Below are 23,972 nucleotides of genomic sequence, written 5' to 3' on the forward strand. Positions count from 1 at the left end.
CCGACGGCCGCATCGTCGACGAACTCCACCAGCCCACCGCCGACACCGTCCTGGACCGCATGCGCCGCTTCGACGCCAAGGGCCGCACCAGCTGACACCGCGCCAGCCGTAGCCCGCTCACCGACCCACCCCAGGACACCCCATGTATCGCACCGCACTGCGCAACGTGCTGGCCCACAAGGGCCGACTGCTGATGACGGCGCTGGCCGTCATGCTCGGCACCGCCTTCGTGGCCGGAACCATGGTCTTCTCCGACACCTTCGGCAAGGCCATGCGGGACAGCAACTCCAAGAGCTACTCGGACGTCTCGGTCCAGCTGGTGGACCGCGCGGCCGGCTCCGCCGCCTCCGCCCGGCAGAAGAGCGAGGGCGGCTCGGCCACCCTCACCGACGCCACCGTCCAGCAGCTGGCCGCCCTGCCGGGCACCGCCGGCGCCCGCGGCGTGGTCAGCGGCTTCACCGGCGTCGCCGACAAGAAGGGCAACCTGATCGGCCAGGTCTGGGCCGCCAAGGGTGCCAACTTCGCGCCCGGCCAGGACGGCAAGGACCCGCGCTACCCGATGGTCGAGGGCCAGGGCCCGAAGACCGCCAAGGAGGTCGCGCTCGACCGCAGGACCGCCGACAAGGGCGGCTACAAGGTCGGCGACACCGTCCGGGTCGCAGCCAACGGCCCCGTCGTCGAGGCCAAGCTCACCGGCGTCTTCACCACCGACGACCCGGTCGTGAACACCGGCGGGTCGCTCACCCTGTTCGACAAGGCCACCGCCCAGCAGACCCTGCTGGAGCCGGGCCGCTACAGCAGCGTCGTACTCACCGCCAAGCCCGGCACCAGCCAGGACGCGCTGCTCGCCCAGGTCCAGCCCACGGTGCCGTCCGGCCACCAGTTCGACGTCGAGACCGGCGCCAAGCTCAACGCCGACGAGCAGGAGATGATCACCAAGAGCACCAGCAGCATGCGCACGATGCTCCTGGTCTTCGCCTTCATCTCGCTCTTCGTCGGCATCTTCATCATCGCCAACACCTTCACCATGCTGGTCGCCCAGCGCACCAAGGAGCTGGCCCTGCTGCGCGCCATCGGCGCCAGCCGCAAGCAGGTCACCCGGTCCGTGCTGATCGAGGCCCTGCTGATCGGCACCGTCTCCGCCGTGGCCGGCCTGGTCGCCGGCATCGGGATCGGCGCCGGGATGCAGTCGCTGATCGGCTCGCTGAACGAGAACATGCCGAACGGCTCGCTGGTGATCAAGCCGCTCACCGTCGTGGTGACGGTCGTGGTCGGCGTCCTGGTGACCGTCCTGTCCGCCCTGCTGCCCGCCATGCGCGCCTCCCGGATCGCCCCGGTGGCCGCGATGAGCAGCGGCGACCAGCCGGTCTCCCAGAAGAGCCTGGTGGTCCGCAACACGATCGGCTCGGTGCTCGCCGGCGGCGGCCTCGCGCTGATCGGCTACGGCGCCTCGCTGGGCAACTCCGACGGCCGGCTGCCGGTCGGCGCCGGCGCCTTCCTGGCCCTGATCGGCGTGTTCGTCCTGCTGCCGTTGCTCTCCCGTCCGGTGGTCGCGCTGGTCGGCCCGCTGCTGCGGCTCGGCGGCACCCCGGGCAGGCTCGCCCAGCAGAACGCGGTGCGCAACCCGCGCCGCACCGCGGCCACCGCCGCCGCGCTGACCATCGGTCTGACCCTGGTCACCGGCCTCACGGTGATCGGTGCCTCGGTCAACGACACCGTCGACCGGGCCGTCACCAGCTCGATGAAGGCCGACTTCATCGTCGGGGCCGCCAACGGCATGAGCCTGTCCGAGCAGGTGCCCGCCCAGATCGCCAAGGCCCCCGGGGTCGCCGCCTCCTCGGCGATGACCACCGCGTTCTGGGAGCTCAACGGCACCAGCAAGACCGTCACCGGCGTGGACGCGGCCGTCCTCGACCAGCTCGCCGACGTCGACCTGGTCAGCGGCTCCACCGCCGGGTTCGCCAAGGGCCAGCTGCTGCTCGACGAGGACGCCGCCAAGAAGCTGAACGCCACCACCGGCTCGGTGCTGAACGTGTCCTACCCGGACGAGTCCACCGGACAGCTCACCGTCGGCGGCGTGTACAAGGCGGGCGGCATGCTCGGCCCGGTCCTGCTGACCAACAGCGAGATCGTCAAGCACGAGCCCAAGCCGTACATCTCCGACGTCCTGGTCAAGGGCAAGGACGGCGGCACCGACGGCCTGAAGCAGGCCCTCAAGGACGCCACCGGCGCCAACCCGGTGATCGACGTGAAGTCCAAGCAGGACGTCCGGGACGAGTTCAGCCAGGTCATCACCTTCGCGCTGAACCTGATGTACGGCCTGCTGGGGATGGCGGTCCTGATCGCGATCCTGGGCGTGGTCAACACGCTGGCGATGTCGGTCTTCGAGCGCAAGCGCGAGATCGGGATGCTGCGGGCGATCGGCCTGGACCGCGGCGGCATCAAGCGGATGGTCCGTCTGGAGTCCGTGGTGATCTCGCTGTTCGGCGCCGGCGTCGGCCTGCTGCTCGGCTGCTTCATCGCCTGGGCGATCAACGGCACCCTGAAGTCCAGCCTCTCCGGCCTGACCACGGTCCTGCCGTACGGCCAGCTGGCGCTCTTCCTGGCGCTGGCCGGGGTGGTCGGCCTGGTGGCCGCGATCTGGCCGGCCCGCCGGGCGTCCAAGCTGGACATCCTGTCGAGCATCAAGACCGACTGACCGGTCCCGGAACGAGAGAGGTCCCCTGCCGGAGGTTCGGCAGGGGACCTTCCACTTCTGTACTCCGCCCGGTCGCACGGCCGGCTGAGCACCACGGAGGTCGTGGTCCGGCAACGCTGCCGGGCGGAGGGCCTCCGACTCATACCCCGGTGCTCCCACACCGGGGTCTCAGTCGCTTACTTGCTCGCGAGTTCCTTGTCGGCGGCCGGCTTGGCGGCCTCGACGGGCTTGGTGGGCGGGGTGACCTCCTGGATCGGAAGCTGCGGCCGCTCCATCTGGGAGAGGCCGACCATCTCGCGCTTGAGGAACATCGCGAGCGTCCAGTCGGTGAAGACGCGGACCTTGCGGTTGAAGGTCGGCACCATCGCGCCGTGGTACAGGCGGTGGAACCACCAGGCCGGACGGCCCTTCAGCTTGTACTTGCCGAAGAGGATCGCCACGCCCTTGTGCAGGCCGAGACCGGCGACCGCACCGAGGTTCTTGTGCTTGTACTCCTTCTGCGGGAAGCCGCGCATGCCGGAGATCACGTTGTCGCCGAGGACGACGGCCTGACGGCAGGCGTGCTGCGCGTTCGGCGGGCACCAGGCGCCCTCACCGGCGGCGAGGTCCGGCACCTGGGCGTTGTCGCCGGCGGCCCAGACGTAGTCGAAGCCCTGGACCTGGAGGGTCGGCGCGGTGTCGACGTGGCCGCGCGGGCCCAGCGGCAGGCCGAACTCGGACAGCACCGGGTTCGGCTTCACGCCGGCCGTCCACACGATGGTGGAGGCGTCCATCTCCATGCCGTTCTTCAGCATGACGTGGCCGTCGACGCAGGAGTCCATCGAGGTCTCGATGTAGACCTCGATGTTGCGCTCCTCGAGCTTCTCCTTGGTCCACAGACCGAGGTCCGGGCCCATCTCGGGGAGGATGCGGTTGGCCGCCTCGACCACCACGAAGCGCATGTCCTCGCGGCTGACGGTCTTGTACAGCTTGGCCGCGTCGCGGGCCATGTCCTCGATCTCGGCGACGGTCTCGATGCCGGCGAAGCCGCCACCGATCACCACGAAGGTCAGCGCCTTGCGGCGGATCTCCTGGTCCGTGGTGGACTCGGCCTTGTCGAGCTGGGCCATGACGTGGTTGCGGAGGCCGATGGCCTCCTCGACCGTCTTCATGCCGATGCCGTTCTCCGCCAGACCCGGGATCGGGAAGGTGCGGGAGACCGAGCCGGTCGCGACGACCAGGTACTCGAAGGGCAGCTCGTAGCTGTCGCCGGCCGCGGGCTGGATGGTGGCGACCTTGCGGGCGTGGTCGATGCCGGTGACGGACCCGGTCAGCACCTCCGCCTGCTTGAGGGCGCTGCGCAGCGGCGCGACGAGGTTGCGGGGCGCGACGTTGCCGCCGGCCGCCTCGGGGAGGAAGGGCAGGTACGTCATGTACGACCGCGGGTCGACGACCGTGACGGTCGCTTCGCCGTAACGCATCTTCTTGAGGATGCGCATCGCGGCATACAGGCCGACGTAACCACCGCCGACAATGAGGATGCGAGGACGCTCCGTGGTGCTCATATCCGAAAGTATCCAGCACCGTCCGGAGCAGTCTTCGTGAGCCCGGTCACAAGTTGACGGACCCCCCGTGCTACACTGCGCGGCCGCAAAACCGGGTCCGGCGCGGCGGCCCCCACCCCTGGACGGCCCCGCGCAAGCGCACGCCGGAGCACTACCGGCCTGAGCAGCAACGATCCGCACAACGCCCGGGTTCCCGCGCATGATTTCGAATTTCAAACCTCAAGCGAGGCCTGACCTGCGATCCCATGGGCCAGTCGACCGGCACGCCTTCGGTCCCACAATTCGGACGTAGCGGGCGGGCCGGTGCGGTGAATGACCGGATCGTCATGTGAAGAAATTCACGAACTTTCCGCCCCGCGCTCGGGCGCGCCCCGGCCCCTGCCACCCGAAAGGGGTGCCGGGGCCGGGGCGGGGCAGACCCGCGCGGGGTCAGGAGGCGATGCCCCAGGCGATCCCGTCGAGGATGTCGTGTTCGCTCACGACCACCTCGGCGGCGCCGGTGCGCTCCATGATCTCCAGCAGCTCCAGCGCCCCGGCCGCGATCACGTCCACCCGGCCCGGGTGCATCGACGGGATGGCCGCGCGCTCGGCGTGGGTGGCGGCCAGCAGCTCCCGGGCGATCTCGGCGACCCGGTCCCGGCCGATCCGCGAGTGGTGGATCGCCTCCGAGTCGTAGTCGGGCAGGCCCTGGGCGATCGCGGACACCGTGGTGACCGTCCCGGCCAGCCCCACCAGGGTGGCCGCGCCGGTCAGCGGGACGACCTCCTCGGCCCGGTCCAGCTCGGCCCGCACATGCGCCCGGGCCGCCTCGACCTGCTCCTGGGAGGGCAGCTCGGCGTCACCGAAGTACCGCTCGGTGAGCCGCACGCAGCCGATGTTCACCGAGCGCGCCGCCTCGACGTCGTCCGTGCCGAGCACGAACTCGGTGGAGCCGCCGCCGAGGTCGAACACCAGGTACGGGCCGGGGAACTGACCGCCGGCCAGCTCCTTGGTGGCACCCACGAAGGAGAGGTGCGCCTCCTCCTCGCCGCTCACCACCTCGGGCTCGACGCCCAGGATGTCGCGCACGCCCTTGACGTACTCGTCGCTGTTCTCGGCGTCCCGGGAGGCGCTGGTGGCGACGAAGCGCAGCCGCTCGGGGCCGACGCCGAAGCCGGAGATGATCTCCTGGTACTCCCGGCAGGCCGCGAAGGTGCGGGCCAGCGCGTCCGGGTGCAGCCGGCCGGTCCGGTCCACGCCCTGGCCCAGCCGGTTGACGATCATCCGGCGGTCGAGGTCGGTGATCTCCCCGGTCTCCGGGTCGAGGTCGGCGACCAGCAGGCGGATCGAGTTGGTGCCGCAGTCGATCGCGGCCACGCGGGTCGTGCTCACTCGGACTCCTGCTCCGCCGCGGCCTCCTCGGCGGCGCGCTTCTTCGCGGCCCGCTCGGCGGTCTTCTGCTCCTTGGCGGCGATCACGGCCTCGTGGTCCTGCCCCTTGGCACGGTTGCGGACGACCCGCTCACCGGCGGCCTCGACCTCGGCCGGGGAGACGCACGGGCCCTTGGCCCACCAGTCCTCCAGCATGCCGATCGCCTCGTCGCCGAGCGGGTTGACGCCCTCGCCGGCCGCCAGCGAGTGGCCGACCAGCACGTGCAGGCACTTCACCCGGTCCGGCATGCCGCCGGCGCTCGGGAAGCCCTCCAGCACCTCGATCGCGTCGCGCCGGGCGATGTAGTCCTCGTGCGCCTTCTGGTAGGCGGCGGCCAGTTCCGGGTCCTCGGCGAGCCGGGCCGTCTGGTCCTTCATCACGCCCTCCGCCTCCAGGGTGCCGATCAGCGAGGCGGCCTTGGGGCAGGTCAGGTAGTAGAGCGTGGGGAACGGCGTGCCGTCCGGCAGTCGGGGGGCCGTCTCGACGACGTCCGGGTTGCCGCAGGGGCAGCGGTGCGCCACGCCGCGCAGGCCGCGCGGCACCCGGCCGAGCTGGGCGGCGATGGCCGCGACGTCGGCGTCGGAGACGGTGGGGTGGTTCTCAGTGGTCATGGGGGGAGGTGTCTCCAACGGGGGACGGTGGGAGGGCAAGGGGAAGGGGGGCGACGGGGGCCGCCGCCGCGGTGTCGGCGGCATCCACCGAGTCCCAGATGCTGGCGTACCAGGGCTTGGCGGCCGCCGTCCGGCCGGCGGGGCCCGCGGCGGCCGGGTTCCCGGCGGCCGGGTTTCCGGAGACCGGGTTTCCGGAGACCGGGTTTCCTGAGGCCGGGTTCGCGGAGGAGGCCGCGCCGGCCGCGGACGAGGAGGTCTGGGCGGAGGCCCGGGCGGCCGGGTCCACCGCGATGTACGGGGTCTCCCCCGGCACCGCGTAGTGCAGCCGGGCGCGGGCCTGCGCCTTGACGTACTCCGGATCCTGCCACCGGGCCTTCTCCCGGCGCAGCTGCTCGACCTGCTGGCGCGCGTGGTCGGCCTTCGCCCGCTGGGCGGAGATCTCGGCGCGCTGGGAGATGAACTGCCGCGTCGGGTAGGCGAGGATCGCCACCAGCGAGCAGAGCACCAGGACGAGGACGGTCGCCCGGCTCGTGAACCGGGGCCGGGCCGCCAAGCCCGGGATCCTCCAGCCAGCCATCTCCCGTATCCCCTCCTGGTCGCGACGGTGCCCCGCCGTCCACCCTACGGGGTGAACGGCGGGGCACCGGTCAGGCGTGCGCTACCGGGAGCGCTCGGGCCGAGCGCGCGGGGGCTCGGGCCTTGTGCGCCGGGCGCTCGGCCCACGTGAGCGCAGTGCTCGGGCCTCGCGCTCGCTGTGCCGGTTACTCCGCGGAGCGGAAGCGCGGGAAGGCGCCGCGACCGGCGTACTCGGCGGCGTCGTCGAGGATCTCCTCGATGCGCAGCAGCTGGTTGTACTTGGCGACGCGCTCGGAGCGGGCCGGGGCACCGGTCTTGATCTGGCCGCAGTTGGTGGCGACGGCCAGGTCGGCGATGGTGACGTCCTCGGTCTCGCCGGAGCGGTGCGACATCATGCAGCGGTAGCCGTTGCGCTGGGCCAGCTCGACGGCGTCCAGGGTCTCGGTCAGCGAGCCGATCTGGTTCACCTTCACCAGCAGCGCGTTGGCGGTGCCGGTCTCGATGCCGCGGGCCAGGCGGGCCGGGTTGGTGACGAACAGGTCGTCGCCGACCAGCTGGACCTTGTCGCCCAGCTTGTCGGTCATGGCCTTCCAGCCGTCCCAGTCGGACTCGTCCAGCGGGTCCTCGATGGAGACCAGCGGGTAGGCGGCGACCAGCCCGGCGTAGTACTCGATGAGCTCGGCGGAGGTGAGCGCCTTGCCCTCGAACTGGTAGGCGCCGTCCTCGTAGAACTCGGAGGAGGCGACGTCCAGGGCCAGCGCGACGTCACGGCCGGGCTCGTAGCCGGCCTTCTGGATGGCCTCGACGATGAGGTCCAGGGCCTCGCGGTTGGAGTCCAGGTTCGGGGCGAAGCCGCCCTCGTCGCCCAGGCCGGTGGACAGGCCGCGCTCCTTCAGCACGCCCTTGAGCGTGTGGTAGACCTCGACGCCCCAGCGGACGGCCTCGGAGAAGGACTCCGCGCCGATCGGGGCGATCATGAACTCCTGGATGTCGACGTTGGAGTCCGCGTGCGACCCACCGTTGAGGATGTTCATCATCGGGACCGGCAGGACGTGCGCGTTCGGGCCGCCCAGGTAGCGGAACAGCGGCAGGTCGCTGGCCTCGGAGGCGGCGTGCGCGACGGCCAGCGAGACGCCCAGGATGGCGTTGGCGCCCAGCGAGGACTTGTCCGGGGTGGCGTCCAGGTCCAGCATGGCCTGGTCGATCAGGCGCTGCTCGGTGGCGTCGTAGCCGACGAGCTCCGGGCCGATCTGCTCGATGACGGCCAGGACGGCCTTCTCGACGCCCTTGCCGAAGTAGCGGTTCTTGTCACCGTCGCGCAGCTCCAGGGCCTCGAAGGCACCGGTGGAGGCACCCGACGGCACAGCGGCACGACCCGTGCTGCCGTCGTCGAGGCCGACCTCGACCTCGACCGTGGGGTTGCCGCGCGAGTCGAGGATCTCACGGGCTACGACGACATCGATGGACGGCACGAGGCATCTCCTTGCGGAAGCAGGGTCCGGTCTGACGGTGGTGCTGTCAGCAGGACGATTGCGGAGTCGTTACGACCAGAGCCTAACCGCCCGGGCTCCCGGGGCCACGTCCGCCTCGGTCCCGTCTCAGCGTGTGGCCCCACTACCCACCGGTAGTTCACCTGCTTGTCCCAGCTTGTCCCACCGGAGCGGGCGAATGCGGACGAAGGGGACCGGTAGGACCGGTCCCCTTCGGACGGCGGGGTGAGGCGGCGCCGGCGCCGGGCGCGTCGGCGGGCGCGGCTTGCGGCCGCGGGCACGGCCGCGGCTTGCGATCGCGGGCGCTACGGGCCGGCGTCGGGCGGGCCGGCGTCGGGCGGGCCGGCTCAGCCGAAGTGCAGCACCTGGCCGGGCATGATCAGGTTCGGGTCGCCGCCGACGGTGGCGTGGTTCTGCTCGTACAGCGCGTGCCAGCCGCCGGACACGCCCTGGGCGGTGGCGATGGTCGACAGGGTGTCACCGGCGCGGACGGTGTAGTCGTGGCCGGCGGCCTGCGGGGCCGACTGCGCGGCCTGCGGGGCGTACTGCGGCTGGGCGGCGGCCTGGCCGGCGTACTGCTGGTAGACGCCCTGGTGGCTGGTCCAGTACCAGGCGCCGTTGTTCTGGTACCAGTACACCTTGGCGTCGGCGTCCCAGCCGGCCTTGCCGGAGAAGCCCGGGGCCTGCGGCTGCGCCTGCTGCTGCGGGGCGGCCTGCTGGACCGGCTGCGCGGCGGGCTTCTGGGCCGGCTTCTGGGCGACGGGCTGCTGCGCGACCGGCTTCTCGGCCGGCTTGGCGGCGGGCTTCGGGGTCTGCTGCTTGGGGGCGGACTGCGGCTTGGCGTCCGAGGAGGTGTCGACCGCGGCCGGGGCGCCGCCCTTGGTCAGACCGGCCTTCTGGGAGCAGACCGGCCAGGCGCCCGGACCCTGCGAGGCCAGCACCTTCTCGGCGACCGAGATCTGCTGGCCCTTGCTGGCCTGGTTGGCCTGCGGCGCGTAGGCGGTGCCGCCGTACGCCTTCCAGGTGCTGGAGGTGAACTGGAGGCCGCCGTAGAAGCCGTTGCCGGTGTTGATGCTCCAGTTGCCGCCGCTCTCGCACTGGGCGACGGCGTCCCAGGTGGAGGCCGGGGCCGCGGAGGCGCCGGTGGCGGTGAGGAGCGGCATCGCGAGTCCGACGCCGGCCACACCGGCGACGGCGATGGCCTTCTCGGCCTGGGTGCGACGACGGTGACGGCCAGTTCCAACGAACAGCATGAAGAGGTCCCTCTCCGCACGCCTGCGAGGTGAGCTGTCGGGTTCGGACCGGGAGGTGGCCCGGCCGCCGTATGCGGAAACGTTCCGCTCGGGCGGCTTCACCCCAAGCCGTGGGGAGACGGCAAAAAACCTGGTTCCCCCGCCCCTGCCCAGGGTTCTGGTCGGTTTCCCGTGGCGCGGCGGGCAGGACTCGGCGTTCCGCGTACGAGGTCCGCAGCTGCGAACTCCAGGGAGAGTAGACAGATCTTCAGACCAATCACAAGCTCATATCGTCGATATCACACGATAATTACGGCCTGTGCTCGATCGCCTACCAACGGCGGTGTTATGTCCGGATTGATGGTTGTTCACACCCCCGCCAGCAGGCGATTCGCGACGTCCCGTCAGCGCGACCTCAGCGTGTCGCGGGCGCGGCGGGAGCGTTCGGAGAGGCCTCCGGAGGGGTGCGCGGAGGAGTGTGCGGAGGAGCGTGCGGAGAGCGGTTCTCCGGGCTGAATTCCACCGGAAGTTCGCGCAGCCCACGCATGATCAGACCGCCGCGCCACCGCAGATCCTCCGGGCGTTCCGCGAGCCGCAGATCCGGCAGCCGGGAGAGCAGCGTGGCCAGCGCGGCACGGCCCTCCAGCCGGGCGAGCGGAGCGCCGATGCAGTAGTGGATGCCGTGCCCGAAGCCCAGGTGGGGGTTGTCCGTTCGGGCCAGGTCCAGGGTGTTCTCGTCCGCGAACCGGGCCGGGTCGCGGTCCGCCGCGGCGAGCACCACCAGCACCGGATCGCCGACCGGGATGTCCACCCCGCCGATGGTCAGCGGACGGGTCGCGAACCGCCAGGTCGCCAGCTCCACCGGCCCGTCGTAGCGCAGGAGTTCCTCGATGCCGGTCTCCAGCAGCGCGCTCTCCCCGCGGGCCACCGACTCCTGCAGCAACCGGCGCTGCTCCGGATTGCGCAGCAGGGCGTACGTGCCGTTGCCGATCAGGTTCACGGTCGTCTCGAAGCCCGCGAACAGGAGGATGAAGGCCATCGCCGCGGCCTCGTTCTCGGTCAGGTGCTCGCCGTGGTCGCCCGCCCGGATCAGACCGGAGATCAGGTCGTCCCCGAGGTCCGCGCGCTTGCGGTGGATCAGCTCCAGCAGGTACGCCCGCATCCGCTTCACCGCCCGCCCCACGCCGCCGCGTTGGCCACTGCCGTGTCCCGGCTTCGTGTGTCGCAGCATCATCCCGGCCCAGTCGCGGAAGTCGTCCTGGTCCTCGGCCGGCACCCCGAGCATGTCGCAGATCGCGTAGATGGGCAGCGGGAAGGCGAACTCGTGGATCAGGTCCGCCGAACCGCGCTGCGCGAAGCCGTCGATCAGCCGGTCGGTGAGCTGCTGCACCCGCGGCTCGAACTCGGCCACCCGGCGCGGGGTGAACGCCTTCGACACCAGCCGGCGCAGCCGGGTGTGGTCCGGCGGGTCGATGTTCAGCAGGTGGGTCATCAGGTCCGCCTGCCGCTCCCCCGGGATGCCCACCCGGCCGGTGCGGTGCGCCTGCTCACTGTGGTGCGCCGGGTTCTTCGACAGCCGGCTGTCCGCGAGCGCCTGCCGGGCGTCCGCGTACCTGGTCACCAGCCAGGCCTCCACCCCGCTCGGCAGCGTGGTGCGGTGCACCGGGGCGTGCTCGCGCAGCCAGGCGTAGGCGGGGTACGGGTCGGAGGCGAACTCCCAGGTGAACAGCTGCGGGGCGGAGGCCTGGGCGGGGGCGTCGGACGGCGTCGCGGCGGGCCGGGCGGGGTCGGGCTGAGCTGGCATGGACCGACCGTATCCGGTGCGCCCGACCGCGGCCGTCGTGCCGACACTCCGTGGACGACCCGTCGACCGGCCGGGAACCGTCATGGACGGCTCATGGCCTGTCCGTGGACGGTCAGTGGACCGCCCGTGGACCGCCCGTGGACGGCTCTTGGCCGACTCTTGGCCGCGGGGTGGGCGTGAGTCTGGTCACCTGAGGGGTAATCCCTGTTGCGGAGGGTCAGGACGTGCCTACGATCCTCCGCAGTACGCGTGGGCGCCGGTGCGGTGTCGCCCACAGGGAGGAGCAGGCCATGCGGGTCAGCGGGTCAGTCGTCGTCATCGCGGTCCTCGACGGCGGTTCGGGCGCGGGCCTCGCCCGCCGGTTCGCCGCGGCCGGCGCCACCGGAATGCTGATCGCCGACCAGTACGTCGGCATCGCCGAGGACCTCGCCACCGAACTCGACCGGCCGGGCTGCCCCGTCGTCGGCGTCTGCGGCGACATCCGCCGCCCCAGCGACGTCGCCGCCCTCGTCGACACCGCCGAGAAGCACCTCGGACCGATCGACCTGTTCGCCGTGGCCGGCCCGGGCGGCGAGCGGATCATCTCGCTCGCCGAGCTGCCCGACCACCTCGACCTGGAACGGCTCGCCGAACTCGTCGTCCTCGTCGGCGAGGCCATCGGCGAACTCGTCCCGCCGCAGCGGCGGCCGGAGCCCACCGCCACGGCGGCCTGAGCGCCTACGCCTCGTCCGACTCTCCGGCCGGCTCTCCGTCGGGCTCCCCGTCCGGCTTGAGGCCCTCGGCCGCGCGCACCGCGTCCCGGTAACCGCGTGCGGCCGAGCGCAGCGCCGCGTCCACGTCCACCCCGGCGTCGTGCGCCCGCTGCGCCACGGCGAGCAGCAGCCGGCCCGCCGAGTCGGCGGTCAGCTCGGCCGGCAGCTCGTACGGCTCGTCCGGCACCCCCGTGAAGCCCGACCGGCGCACCCGGGACACCAGCTTCGCCGTGTACGCCAGCGCCGGCAGCCCGGTCGGCACGCCGTCCAGCACCGACTCGCGGTCCGCCTTCTCGGCCGCCTTCAGCTGCTCCCAGTTCGCCTCCGCGTCGGCGGCGCCCTCGACATCGACGTTCCCGAACACGTGCGGGTGCCGGTACATCAGCTTCTCGACGATGTCCCCGGCCACGTCGTCGACGGTGAACGGCTCGATCGGGTGCTCCTCGGCGATCCGGGAGTGGAAGAACACCTGGAACAGGACGTCGCCCAGTTCCTCGCGCAGCGTCTCCCGGTCCCCGTGCTCGATCGCCTCGACCAGCTCGTACGCCTCCTCGACCAGGTACTTCACCAGGCTCTCGTGCGTCTGCTCGGCGTCCCAGGGGCAGCCGCCCGGGGAGCGCAGCCGGTCCATCACCGTCACCAGGTCCAGCAGCCGCGACCCCGGCAGGTCGTACGAGCCGGGCAGCACCTCGATCTCCGGCACCTCGCCGGCGTGCTCCACCGCGAGCCGCGCCAGCGCGTCGGTCAGCCCCGGGTCCCCGTCGGGGCTGCCCAGCCACACCGTCGGCCCGGCCCCGGCGGGCTGCCCGGTCAGCAGCCTCGCCAACGCGGGCGCCGACCCGGCCGGCACGACCTCCACCGCCACCCCGGCCTGCCGCACCGCCGCCACCTGCGGATGCCCGTCGTCCCCCACCAGCACCCGCCCCGCCGACCGCAACGCCTCCCACGCGGGCCACGCCAGCAGGCCGGGAGCCACCCGGTGGGTGGTGGTCAGCAGGATCAGCTTCGCGCCCGGACCATCCGTCGGCACAGCATTCGTCGTCACACCCCGAACCTACTCCCCCGCCCACGCGGGGGCCGGACGGCGGCCGTCCGGCCCGTTCCCCTCCTTTCCCGTACAGGCGTGGTGACCCGTCGTTAAACTCGGCCGCACCACGCGGTCCGAACGCCTTCCCGGGGCAGCCGGACCAGGAACATTGGGGGGTCCGATGACGCGCTCGGTGGTGTTCGTCCACGGCACCGGAGTCCGTGCCGACTCCTATCTCACGACGCTCGGATCCATCGAGCGGGGCCTGCGGACCGCGGCCCCGGGGGTCGGCGTGCACGGCTGCTTCTGGGGCGAGGCGATGGGGGCCGGCCTGGCCCTCGGCGGAGCCTCGATCCCCGACCACCTCCCCCGGGACGCCGACCGCGCCGAGCGGGCCGAGGTCGCCGCCTGGGCCGTCCTGCACCGGGACCCCTGGCACGAGCTGCGGCTGCTCGCCCTGCGCACCCCGCCGGAGCCGACCCGCGGCTTCTCCCGCGCCGAGCCCCCGTCCGCCGTGTTCGAACGCCGGATCACCGACTACCGGCCCGGCCCTGAGCTGGCCGGGGCGCTGCGCGGCCGCGGGCTGGAGGAGCACTTCGAGGCCGCGCTGGACGAGCTCCGCGACTCCCCCGAGCTGCGCGACGCGGCCCGCACCGCCGACCGCAACGGCGACGAGCACCGCCGGGCCGCCGCCCGCGGCCTGCTCGCCGGCACCCTCGCCCGGGCCCGCCGCGCCGGACTCGACGTACCGGACGGCACCGCCCGGGACCACCTGATGGCGCTCCTCGCGAGCGAGCTGGAGACGGACAGCCGCTCGCTCACCGGGGCCGCGAAGAAGTTCCTCGCCGCACCGTTCCTGCACGCCCTGACCTGGCAGGGCAGGCGCACCCGGGACGGGCGCAACGACCCCGCGCTGCAGGCGGCCGGCGACATCCTCCGCTACCAGGCCCGCGGCCAGGGCGTCCGCGACCTGATCCGGCAGCACGTCGACCACGCCCCCGGGGACTCGGTCACCCTGGTCGCCCACAGCCTCGGCGGGGTCGCCTGCGTCGACCTGCTCATGCAGGAGCGGCTGCCGAAGGTGGACCGGCTGATCACCGTCGGCTCCCAGGCGCCGTTCTTCCACGAGCTCGGCGCCCTGGTCTCGCTCGCCCCGGGCGAGCCGCCGAGCGCGCACTTCACCCGCCGCTGGCTCAACGTGTACGACCCCCGCGACCTGCTGTCGTTCCGCGCCGCGACCGTCTTCCCCGACCACGCCCACGACGTGCGGGTCGACAACGGCCAGCCCTTCCCGCTGTCGCACTCCGCGTACTGGAGCAACCCGCAGGTCTGGGAGGCCGTCGCGACATGGCTGGCCTGACGGCCGATCCGGCCCGGGTCCACGCCATCGTGGTCGGGCTGGAGGGCTACCCCGGTGCCGCGCTGGACGGCCCGGTCGCGGACGCGCTGGCCTTCGTCGCCTGGCTGCGCGGCCACGGCGTGCCGCCCGGGAACATCGCCCTGTGGCTGTTCCCCCGGGACCGGAACCGGGACGCGGCCGAGCGCGCGGCCCGGGACCACCGGGTCCCGGTGAGCTGGGCGACCACCGACGACTCCACCCGGCTCATGGACACGCTCCGCGACCCGCGGGAGGGCGACGTCCTCTACGTCTACTGGGCCGGGCACGGCGTGACGGCCCAGCAGGACCGCCGGCTGCTGATGCTGCCGAGCGACCCCGACCGCACCGCGCGCTGGCTGCACACCCAGGAGTTCTACGAGGTCCTGTCGGACCCGGCCGTGTGCCGTTTCCGGCACCAGGTGTTCCTGCTCGACGTCTGTGCGACGTACGCCGAACGCCGGCTCGACGGGGAACCGGTGCCCCTCTCCTTCGGGGCCTACCGGCGCACCGTGGTGCCGCAGTTCGTCATCCACGCCACCGCCACCGACCAGGTCGCCCTGGAGGCCGACGGCCGGGGCCGGTTCTCCCGGACCGTCGTCGACTGGCTGGCGGCCCAGGACGCGCTGCTGCCCGACCTGCCCGGCCTCGCCGACCACCTCGCCGACCGCTTCCCGCCCGACGGCGACGGACAGACCCCGACCGTGCTGGTCCGCGACTGGGACCTCAACGTCCGCGAACACCGCCCCGCCCCCGCCGCCCCGGAGCCCGACCGCGCGCTGTCGGAGAGCCTGCGCAAGGAACTGCACAGCGGCTGCGACGGCCTGCCGCCGGGAACCACCGACCGCCTGGCCGGCGCGCTCCGGCTCCGCCGCACCGGCGCCGCGGACTCCGCCGAGCAGCTCGCCGGGGTGCTCCTGCGCCACCGGCGCGCGCTGGCGACGCTGCTCGACGTCCTCGGCCCCGCGGACCGCCACCGGGCCCGCCGACTGCTGCGGGTCAGCGCCTTCCTGCACCTCCACCACCACCCCGTCCGGGTGCTGTCGGACGCCGAGCACCAGCGGATCTCCGACCTCCTCGGGGCCCTGCCCGCACTGACCACCCGCGAGGTGGCCCGTGCCCTGGCCGCGCCGCCCGCCGCCGACCCCGCCACGGCCCCGGACGGCCTCGGCGCCCGGGACCTGGCGCTGTGGCGGATCGACGTGCTCGACCGGCTGCCGCTGCGGTTCCGCGGCGGCTCCGACTCGGCGCCGCTGCTGCCTCCGGTCGTGGAGGCCCTGGAGGCCCTGGCCGTGCTGCCGTCCGCCGCGCCCGTCGCCCAGGAGGTCCGGCGGCTGGCCGAACGGGTCGTGGAGCGGCTGACCATCTCCTCCGAGGTGCTCGACCACGTCCGCGCCACCGCCGAGCAGCGGGCCGCCCGGCCGGACCGGGAGCCCCGCGTGGTGGTCCGGCTGGAACGCTACGACGAGGACGGGAAGTTCCTCTGCTACGTCTCGGTCGACCGCGGCGACGGGCAGCTGACCCTGGTGTCGGAGGGCTCCGACGTGCCGTGCGACCAGCACGAGGTGGTCGAGCGCATCCTGCTCGCGAACCGGTCCCTCGGGCCGGCGGGCGGCGGCAGCGAGCAGCTGATCGAGGTGGTCCTCGACAACACCGACCTGGACCTCGACGTCGCCGACTGGCGCGGCGGCCCCGACGACGGCCTGCCGACCGTCCTGGGCTGGGAGTACCCCGTGGTGATCCGCTCGGTCGACGTACGGGCGGGCGAGGCCGAGGTCAGACGCCGCTGGGACGCCCGGAACGCCGCGCCGGTGCGGCTGCGCGACGCGGACGCCGCCGACCTCGGCTTCTACCGGACGCTGGTCCACCAGCGGACCGCCTCCCGCGCGCTCGTCCAGACCGGCCCGCCCGACCGGGTCCGCGCCGCCCAGGTGGCCATCGCCGTGGGCTACCCCATCGTGTGCTGGGACGCCGGCGCCACCGCCGAGGTCCCCGACGCCCACTTCGACCCGCTCGACCCGGCCGGCGAACCGGAGGACCTGCCCGAACGGGTCCGCGCCTGCCGCTGCGACCCGCCGCACACACCCCCAGCGCCCCGGCGGCCCGTCCTGGTCTGGCAGCACCCCGGCCGCCCGCTCGACCACGCCCTGACGACCACCCGCCACACCTGAACCCCGGAAACGAGCAGAGGACGCATGACCACTCAGCCAACACCGCCGATGCCGGCCGAGACCGGCGCGGAGGACCCGTCCTGGCGGGTCTTCCACGGCGACGGACGGCAGGAGCGAGTCGAACTGCCGCCGCCCCCGCCCTGGCGGCGCTTCGCCCTGGCCGCGTCCGACGGCGAGGACCGGCCCGACCCCGCCGGCGGCTACCCCGACCGCCCGTACGTCCTGCACGACCAGACCCAGATCGACGTCATCAACGCGGCCATCTACCTGCGCCGGCCGCTGCTGGTGACCGGGCGCCCCGGCACCGGCAAGTCCTCGCTGGCCCACGAGATCGCCCGGGAACTCGACCTCGGCCAGGTGCTGCACTGGCCGGTCAACAGCCGCTCCACCCTGCAGGACGCGCTCTACCGCTACGACGCCATCGGCCGCCTCCAGCACAGCGGGCTGAACCGGGACGACGCCGACCGGCCGGCCGACGCGGCCGAGGACATCGGCCTGTTCCTGCGCCTCGGCCCGCTCGGCACCGCCCTCGTCCCCACCGACCGGCCCCGGGTGCTGCTGATCGACGAGCTCGACAAGGGCGACCTCGACCTGCCCAACGACCTGCTCACGGTCTTCGAGGAAGGCGTCTTCGAGATCCCCGAGCTGTCCCGGCTACCCCAGGGCCGCGACGTCATCACCGTCACCACCGCCGACCGCGACGGGCGGGCCGCCGTCACCCGGGGCACCGTCACCTGCACCCAGTTCCCCGTCGTGGTCATCACGACCAACGGGGAACGCGACTTCCCGCCCGCCTTCCTGCGGCGCTGCGTCCCGCTCTACCTGAAGGACCCGGCCGAGGAGCAGCTCCGTCAGATCATCAGGGCCCACCTGACCGACGTCGAGAGCAGCCGGATCGACGACCTCGTCAAGGAGTTCCTCGACCGGCGGGCCGTCGACGAGCTCGCCACCGACCAGATCCTCAACGCGGTCTTCCTCCGCACCGGCGGTGCCCGGGTCGCCCCGCAGGGCCTGATGAAGGCCGTCCTGCACGCGCTCAACAAGGTCCGGTGACCGTGTACCGGCGGTTGCGGGCGGCCCTGAGCGGCACCGCGGTCGAGCTCACCCCGGAGGAGGCCCTGGACGCGTTCTGGCTGGCCACCCACCTCCCGGCCGGAGCGACCGCCCCGATCGTCCGCACCCTGGCCGGGCCCGAGCCGGACGACAGGTCCGAGGCCGGCGGCCGCGGCGTCGGACCGGCCCGCCCGCACCCGCCGGTCAAACCCGCCGCGGACCATCCCGGACTGCACGCCACCGAACCGCCGCACGGCGGCGACCGCCGCCGCCCGGCCGACCCCGGTCCCGGAGCGGGCACCGCGGACGGCGCCCCGGCCGCACCACCGGCCCGCGGCGGGGCCGTCAGCGCCCCCGCACCCCGGGCGCTGCCCGACACGCTCGCCCTCGGCCGGGCCCTGCGCCCCCTCAAGCGCCGCGCCCCCAGCGCCTCCCGCTTCGAACTCGACGAGGTGGCCACCACCGAGGCCATCGCCCAGACCGGACTGCTCCAGGGAGTGCTGCGGCCCCAGCAGGAACCGTGGCTGCGCCTCGCGCTGGTGGTCGAACGGGGCATCGCCATGCAGGTGTGGGAGGACCAGATCGCCGCCCTGCGCGCGCTGCTCGAACGCACCGGCGCCTTCCGCCGGATCGACCGCTACGGGCTGCACTGGTCCGAGCCGGAGCGGCGGCCGGTCCTCACCCGACACCGCGGCGGCCCGACCGAAGCCGTCCTCAGCCCGCTCGGCATCACGTCCACCGCCGAGCGCACCATGGTCCTGGTCGTCAGTGACGGCAGCTCCGTGCTCTGGGCCGACGACCGGATGGCCCCGCTGCTGAACGCCTGGGCCGGGCAGGGCCCGACCGCGATCGTGCACGCCCTGCCGCGGCGGCTCTGGCCCGGCAGCGGCATCACCACCACACCGTGGCAGACCGCCGCCCCGGCGGCCGGCCGGCCCAACAGCACCTGGCGCACCACGGACCCGGTCCTGCCGCCGGAACTCGCCCCCTACGACGGGCGGATGGCCATCCCCGTACTGGCCCTCACCCCCGCCTCGCTGACCGCCTGGGTGCAGACCACCACCGTCCCCGGCCGCCCGGCGCTCCAGCAGCTGTGGTCCGGCTCCGCCGACCGAGCGGAACCGGCCCGCACCGACCCCGCCGACCGGCTCGCCCACTTCCTGCGCACGGCCTCGCCGGAGGCCCGCCGGCTGGCCGCCCACCTCGCGGCCCGGGGCACCGTGACCATGCCGGTCATGCAGCTGATCAACGCCTACGCCAACGGCCCCGACAACACGGCCGCACTCGCCGAAGTCGTCCTGGGCGGGCCGCTGCACCACCCCGGCGCGCCCGGCACCGACCCCACCGACACCCCTCACCTGCGCTTCTCCGTCGACCCCGAGGCGACCGACGCCCTGCTCGACCTCCTGTCCCTCGACCAGCTCCGGGACTGCAACGAGCACGTCTCCCGCCAGCTCGAACGGCTGGCCGGCCGCTCCGCCCACTTCCCCGCCTGGCTGCGCCCGCCCTGCGGCGACGTCCCGTTCGCCCTGCTCTCCGACCCGCTCCGGCTCGCCCTCGGCCTCCCGCCGGTGGACGTGCCGCAGGAGCGCCCCGGGACGCCGGAACGGCCCGCCGGTCCCGCCCGGACAGCCGAACCGGCACCCCCACCCGCAGCGGACGGTTCCTTCTCCGAGGTCAGGAGCCTGCTGGAGCGGGAGCGGCGGATCGACCCGCGGCGACCGGAGACCGCCGACGAACTCCGGCGCCTCGCCTCGGCCCACGAGTCGATCGAGGACTGGTCCCGGGTCCGCGACGCCGCCCGCGACCTGGCCGAGCGGTTCCCGGCGGACTACCGGCGGGGACTGGCCTGGGCCCTGGACCAGCTCGGCTCCCGCCTCGCGCTCGCCGAACGGACCGAGGACGCCCTGGCCGCCGCCGAGGAGTGCGCCGACCTGCTGGACGTGCTCGGCGGGGAACCCGGGAGTCCGCTGGCCCTGCGGCGCGTCGAGGCCCTCCTCACCCTGGGCAACAGACTGCGCGCCACGGGCTCCTCCCGTGCCGCCCAGGACGCGGACCGCCGGGCCGTCTCCGCGTACGAGGAACTGGGCGAGGCCGACCGCGGCGCGCTGGCCCCGCCGATCGAGCGGACCCTGCGGTCCCTCCGCACCCGGATGGCCCGGGCCGGAGCCACCGAGGAGACGATCGCCGAACTGGAGGCGCACATCGCGGCGCTGCGCCGCTCACCCGCGACCGGTGCCGAGCGGCAGACGGGACTCGCCCTCGCCCTGCGCGACCTCGCCGAGGAGCTCCTCGACGCCGACCGCGCCGACGACGCGCTCGCCCCGGCGCAGGAGTGCCTCGACCACTACCGCCGGCTGGCCGCCTCGGGCGCTTCCCAGCCGCAGGCCCACGCATCCGCACTCCAGACCCTGGGCAACGTTCTGGGCTCCGTCGGCCGGGTGGACGAGGCCGTGGACACGGCCGTCGAACGCATCGTCCTGCTCCGCGAGCTGTCCGCCTCGGGCACCCCCGTGGGCCTCGAACTCGCCGACGCCCTCGACGACCTGGCGATCTGGCTGCCGTCCGACCGGCTGCCCGAGGCCCTGGACGCCTCCGGGGAATCCGTGGCGCTGCTGCGCCGGCTGGCCGCCGAGTCACCGGAGCTGCACGGCGACCTCGCCTGGAGCCTGAACACCCACGGCCGCCTGCTGGACCGCGCCGACCGCGCCGAGGAGGCCGTCACCGCCGCCGAGGAGCGCGTCCGCTCCCTGAGGACGACCGGCGATCCCGGAGGGCAGCTCCGGCGCACCCTCGCCGAAGCGCTGGAGACCCTGACCGACCGCCTCCTCGCCGTCGACCGCACCGACGAGGCGATCGCCGCCGCGACGGAGGCGGCCGGTCTGCTCCGGGAACTCGCCGGAACCGACTTCCTCTCCCACGGCGCCACCCTGAGCCGGGTGCTGCGCGTCCTCGACCAGGCCCTGCACAGGGCGGGGCGGCACCAGGAGGCGGCCTCCGTCGACGAGGAACGGGTGGCCCTGGTGCGCGATCTCGTGGTCATCGACTCGACCGCCTTCCAGCCCGAACTCGTCGACGCCCTGGGCCAGCTCGCCCTGGAGCACTCGCACGTCGACCGGCCCCCCGCCGCCTCGGTGGCCGCCCGCGAGGCGGTCGGACTCGCCCACGGACTGGCGGACCGATCCCTGCTCTCCTGGGCCCAGGACATCCTGGCCATCGTCCTCGCCAGGAACGGCGAGGTCTCCGAGGCCGTCGCGGTCGCCGCGGAACGGGTCGCCCTGGTCCGCGGCCTCCGGGTGGAGGACCCCGACGCCCACGGCCCCGAGCTCGCCGACGCGCTGTTCAGCCTGGCGACCCTGCTCAGCCGGGGCCGCCGGTTCGAACCCGCCGTCACGGCGGCCGCGGAGGCCGTCGAGCTGTACCAGGAGTTCGACAGCGCCGCGAGCCTGGCCGCGGCCCTGGGCGTGCTCGGACGGTCCCTCGCCTCGCTGGGCCGTCACGAGGAGGCCGTCGACGCCTCCACCCGGGAGGTCGCCGTCCTGCGCCGGTCACCCGACGCGGAGGACCACCGGTCCGACCTCGCCGACGCGCTGCTGGACCTGGCCATCCGTCACAACGCGACGGGCCGTTACGACGACGCGATCCCCGTGGGCCGGGAGGCGGTGGCCCTCCACCGGCTCCTCGCCGCGACGGACGGGCACGAGGCCCGGATCAGTCTGTCCTGGGCCCTGAACAGTCTCCACCACTCACTCGTCCAGGCCGACCGCGGCACGGACGCCGTCCCGACCGCCGAGGAGTCGGTGGCGCTCCTGCGGGAACTCGCCGTGATCGACCCGGACGAGCACCTGCCGCAACTCGCCGCGGCCCTCAACATCCTCGCCCTGGGCCTCGCGGTGGCGGACCGGGAGGACGAAGCCCTGACCGTGGCCCTGGAGGCCGTCGGCCTGTACCGCCGGCTCGCCCGGGACGCCGCCACCCACCGGCCCGGTCTCGCCAGGTCGCTGAACACCCTCCAACGGCGCTTCGCGGAGGCGGAGCGCGGGTCGGAGGCGCTCGCCGCCGCCGAGGAGGGCACCGCCCTGCTGCGGCCGCTCGCCGAAGCCGATCCGGCCACGTACACGGGTGACCTGATCGACGCACTCTCCCAGCTGTCCGACCTGCTCGTCTCGCTCGACCGGCCCGAGGAGGCCCTGGAAGCGGCCCTCGAGGCCGTGGCCATCGCCCGGGAAGCGGCCCACGTAGCCGTGGCCGTCGCCCGGGAAGCCGAGGCCCCGGCCTTCGACACGAGCCTGCCGGATCTCACCACCGCGCTGCGCGCCCTCGGCAGGCAGCTGACCACGGCCGGTCGGTACGAAGAAGCGGTCGCCGTCATGACGGAGCGGGTCGACCTGCTCCGCGCGCTCGCCGCCGCCGACCCGGCCGAGCACCGGCGCACGCTCGCCCGGGCCCTCGGCGACCTGGCCTTCGCCCTGATCGAGCTGGGCCAGGAGTCGGCGGCGCTCACGGCCGCTCAGGAGGCCGCCGCGATGTTCCGGGAGCTCGGGCCGGCCGACCAGCAGCCCGACGAACTCCTGACGACGATCCTGTCCCCGATCGGAAGGCTGCTGAACAGGGACGACCGGTTCGCGGAGGCCGTGGCGGCCGCCGAGGAGCGGATCGCCCTCCTCCGGCCCGCCGCCGACGGCTCCATCCGGCACCGGGTCGCACTCGTCGACGCCCTGGACGACCTCGCGACCTACCTGTCCCGGCTCGGCCGGTCCGCCGACGCCCTGGAGGCGGCCCTGGAGGCCGTCGCCCTGGGCCGGGACCTCGCCCGCCTGGATCTCCCGGAGCACGGCCCCGCCCTCGCCTGGGCCCTGTCCACCGCTGCCGTCCGGCTGGAGGAGGCGGGCCGACCGCAGGACGCGCTCGACGCGTTCCGGGAGCGGGTCGCCCTGCTCCGGCGGCTGAGCGGGCACGATCCGGCGGCCCACCTGCCCACCCTCCACCACGTCGTGCGGCTGCTCGCCGGCCGGCTCGCCACGCACGGGCTCGGCGACGAGCTGTCCGCGCTGGCGCTGGAGACCGTCGCCCTCGTGCCCCCCGGCCCGGACACCGACGACGAGTACCTGACGGAACGGCTGAACACCCTCGGCGACCTCACCGACGACCTGGTGTCCGCGGGCCGGTCCGCCGACGCCCTGACCGTCGCCACCGAGCACGTCGCCCTGCTGCGGGAGGCCGTCGGCCGGGACCGGGCGCCCTTCACCACCCGGCTCGCCCAGGCGCTGCAGTACCACGGCAGGCTGCTGGGTGCCGCGGAGCGGTTCACCGAGTCGGTCGCGTCCTGCGAGGAGGCCGTGGCTCTGCTGGAGAGCGCCGCCGGTACGGGGGCACCCGAGGACGCCGCCCTGGCGGACGCCCTCGACGACTTGGCGCTGCGGCTCGGCGAGGCGGGCCGGACGGAGGAGGCGCTGGCGGCCGCCAGGACCGCCGTGGCCCGGTTCCGCGAACTCGTCGCCCGCGACCCGGAGGCCGGGCTGACGGGCCTCGGCTGGGCACTGCAGACCCTGGACCAGCGGCTCACCGCGGCCGGGGCGCAGGACGAGGCCCTGGACGCGGCCGCGGAGCGCGTCCGGGTCCTCGCCCGGCTGGCCGAGCAGGACCCGGACGCGCACGCCCCCGCGTTCGCCGAGGCCGGCGAACTGCTGGCGGTCCGGCTGGACGACCACGACCGGTCCGAGGAGGCGGTGCCGGTCCTCGACCAGGCGGTGCGCACCTACCGGGAGCTCCACCGGGCGAGACCCGAGGAACACCGCACCGATCTCGCCCACGCGCTCGGCAACCTGGCGTACCTGCTCGCCGGGACCGGACAGCCGCGGCCGGCGCTGGCCGCCGTCGAGGAGGCGATCGCCCTGGTCGGCGGGCGGGCCCCGGACGTACCGGCGGCGGAGGAGCCGTTCCTCGCCTGGGCCCTGGGGGTGCGGTTCACGACCCTCCGGGACCTCGGCCGGCCCACCGACGCGCTCGATCCGGCCCACCGGCGGGTCGGCATGCTCCGCGGCCTCGTACGGCAGGACCCGGAGTACACCGCCGACCTCGCCGAGGCCCTGGGCGACCTGGCCGACCTGCTCACCGCGACCGGAGCGGATCCGGCCGAGGCGTCGGCCGCCCGGCGGGAGGCCGACGAGCTACGGGAAACCGGCGAACCGCCGGAGGCCGACGAGTAGCCGGACGGGCCCTCGGGGCC

At 73.9% G+C, this 23,972-nt stretch carries 13 protein-coding genes, 2 pseudogenes and 1 riboswitch; of the genes and pseudogenes, 7 read left to right on the forward strand and 8 right to left on the reverse strand.

The genetic code is table 11. The annotated features are described in order from the left end of the window. Positions 1-95: pseudogene (locus ABZ449_RS34725) on the forward strand (ABC transporter ATP-binding protein); the annotation flags it as partial. A gap of 47 nt (positions 96-142) precedes the next feature. Then, positions 143-2,698, forward strand: a complete 2,556-nt coding sequence (locus tag ABZ449_RS34730) for an FtsX-like permease family protein (RefSeq protein ID WP_360354075.1) — start codon at positions 143-145, stop codon at positions 2,696-2,698. 176 nt (positions 2,699-2,874) lie between these two features. Here ABZ449_RS34730 and ABZ449_RS34735 read toward each other — a convergent pair whose 3' ends face one another. From ABZ449_RS34735 to ABZ449_RS34765, 7 genes and pseudogenes are all read right to left on the reverse strand, one after another. Next, positions 2,875-4,242, reverse strand: a complete 1,368-nt coding sequence (locus tag ABZ449_RS34735) for an NAD(P)/FAD-dependent oxidoreductase (protein ID WP_360354077.1) — start codon at positions 4,240-4,242, stop codon at positions 2,875-2,877. Between the two features lie 429 nt (positions 4,243-4,671). Next, entirely contained in the window at positions 4,672-5,613 is a 942-nt protein-coding gene (locus ABZ449_RS34740) for a Ppx/GppA phosphatase family protein (protein WP_360354079.1), read from the reverse strand. 149 nt (positions 5,614-5,762) lie between these two features. Continuing rightward, positions 5,763-6,281: pseudogene (locus tag ABZ449_RS34745) on the reverse strand (DUF501 domain-containing protein); the annotation flags it as partial. Then, the gene (locus tag ABZ449_RS34750) at positions 6,253-6,840 is read right to left on the reverse strand and encodes a septum formation initiator family protein (RefSeq protein ID WP_360354080.1); all 588 of its coding nucleotides are present in this window, start codon (positions 6,838-6,840) and stop codon (positions 6,253-6,255) included. The gene ABZ449_RS34750 and the pseudogene ABZ449_RS34745, both read right to left, overlap by 29 nt. Positions 6,841-7,024: 184 nt before the next feature. Beyond that, positions 7,025-8,311, reverse strand: a complete 1,287-nt coding sequence (gene eno / locus ABZ449_RS34755) for a phosphopyruvate hydratase (protein ID WP_360354082.1) — start codon at positions 8,309-8,311, stop codon at positions 7,025-7,027. A gap of 365 nt (positions 8,312-8,676) precedes the next feature. After that, positions 8,677-9,582 (reverse strand): transglycosylase family protein, encoded by a 906-nt coding sequence (locus ABZ449_RS34760; RefSeq protein ID WP_360354084.1) that lies wholly within the window; start codon positions 9,580-9,582, stop codon positions 8,677-8,679. Between the two features lie 5 nt (positions 9,583-9,587). Beyond that, a riboswitch (cyclic di-AMP (ydaO/yuaA leader) is annotated at positions 9,588-9,755 on the reverse strand. 221 nt (positions 9,756-9,976) lie between these two features. Next, entirely contained in the window at positions 9,977-11,365 is a 1,389-nt protein-coding gene (locus tag ABZ449_RS34765; protein ID WP_360354085.1) for a cytochrome P450, read from the reverse strand. Between the two features lie 290 nt (positions 11,366-11,655). Here ABZ449_RS34765 and ABZ449_RS34770 point away from each other — a divergent pair, with 290 nt between their 5' ends. Continuing rightward, on the forward strand, positions 11,656-12,078 hold the full coding sequence (locus ABZ449_RS34770) for an SDR family NAD(P)-dependent oxidoreductase (RefSeq protein ID WP_360354087.1): 423 nt from the start codon (positions 11,656-11,658) through the stop codon (positions 12,076-12,078). 4 nt (positions 12,079-12,082) lie between these two features. Here the strand turns inward: ABZ449_RS34770 and ABZ449_RS34775 are convergent, their stop codons facing one another. After that, a complete protein-coding gene (locus tag ABZ449_RS34775; RefSeq protein WP_360354089.1) occupies positions 12,083-13,162 on the reverse strand; it encodes a MazG family protein in 1,080 nt (359 codons plus the stop codon). Positions 13,163-13,325: 163 nt separating this feature from the next. Here ABZ449_RS34775 and ABZ449_RS34780 point away from each other — a divergent pair, with 163 nt between their 5' ends. The 4 genes from ABZ449_RS34780 to ABZ449_RS34795 are packed head-to-tail and all read left to right on the forward strand — an operon-like array spanning position 13,326 to position 23,952. Further along, the gene (locus tag ABZ449_RS34780; protein ID WP_360354091.1) at positions 13,326-14,504 is read left to right on the forward strand and encodes a hypothetical protein; all 1,179 of its coding nucleotides are present in this window, start codon (positions 13,326-13,328) and stop codon (positions 14,502-14,504) included. Further along, positions 14,492-16,690, forward strand: a complete 2,199-nt coding sequence (locus tag ABZ449_RS34785) for a hypothetical protein (protein WP_360354093.1) — start codon at positions 14,492-14,494, stop codon at positions 16,688-16,690. Before ABZ449_RS34780 ends, ABZ449_RS34785 begins: the two co-directional genes overlap by 13 nt. A 24-nt stretch (positions 16,691-16,714) precedes the next feature. Next, positions 16,715-17,743, forward strand: a complete 1,029-nt coding sequence (locus ABZ449_RS34790; RefSeq protein ID WP_360354095.1) for a MoxR family ATPase — start codon at positions 16,715-16,717, stop codon at positions 17,741-17,743. After that, on the forward strand, positions 17,740-23,952 hold the full coding sequence (locus ABZ449_RS34795; protein ID WP_360354097.1) for an SAV_2336 N-terminal domain-related protein: 6,213 nt from the start codon (positions 17,740-17,742) through the stop codon (positions 23,950-23,952). The genes ABZ449_RS34790 and ABZ449_RS34795 overlap by 4 nt, the downstream gene beginning before the upstream one ends. Positions 23,953-23,972: the final 20 nt, after the last annotated feature.

The sequence above is a fragment of the Kitasatospora sp. NPDC005856 genome (assembly GCF_040629945.1).
Classification (GTDB): Bacteria; Actinomycetota; Actinomycetes; order Streptomycetales; family Streptomycetaceae; genus Kitasatospora.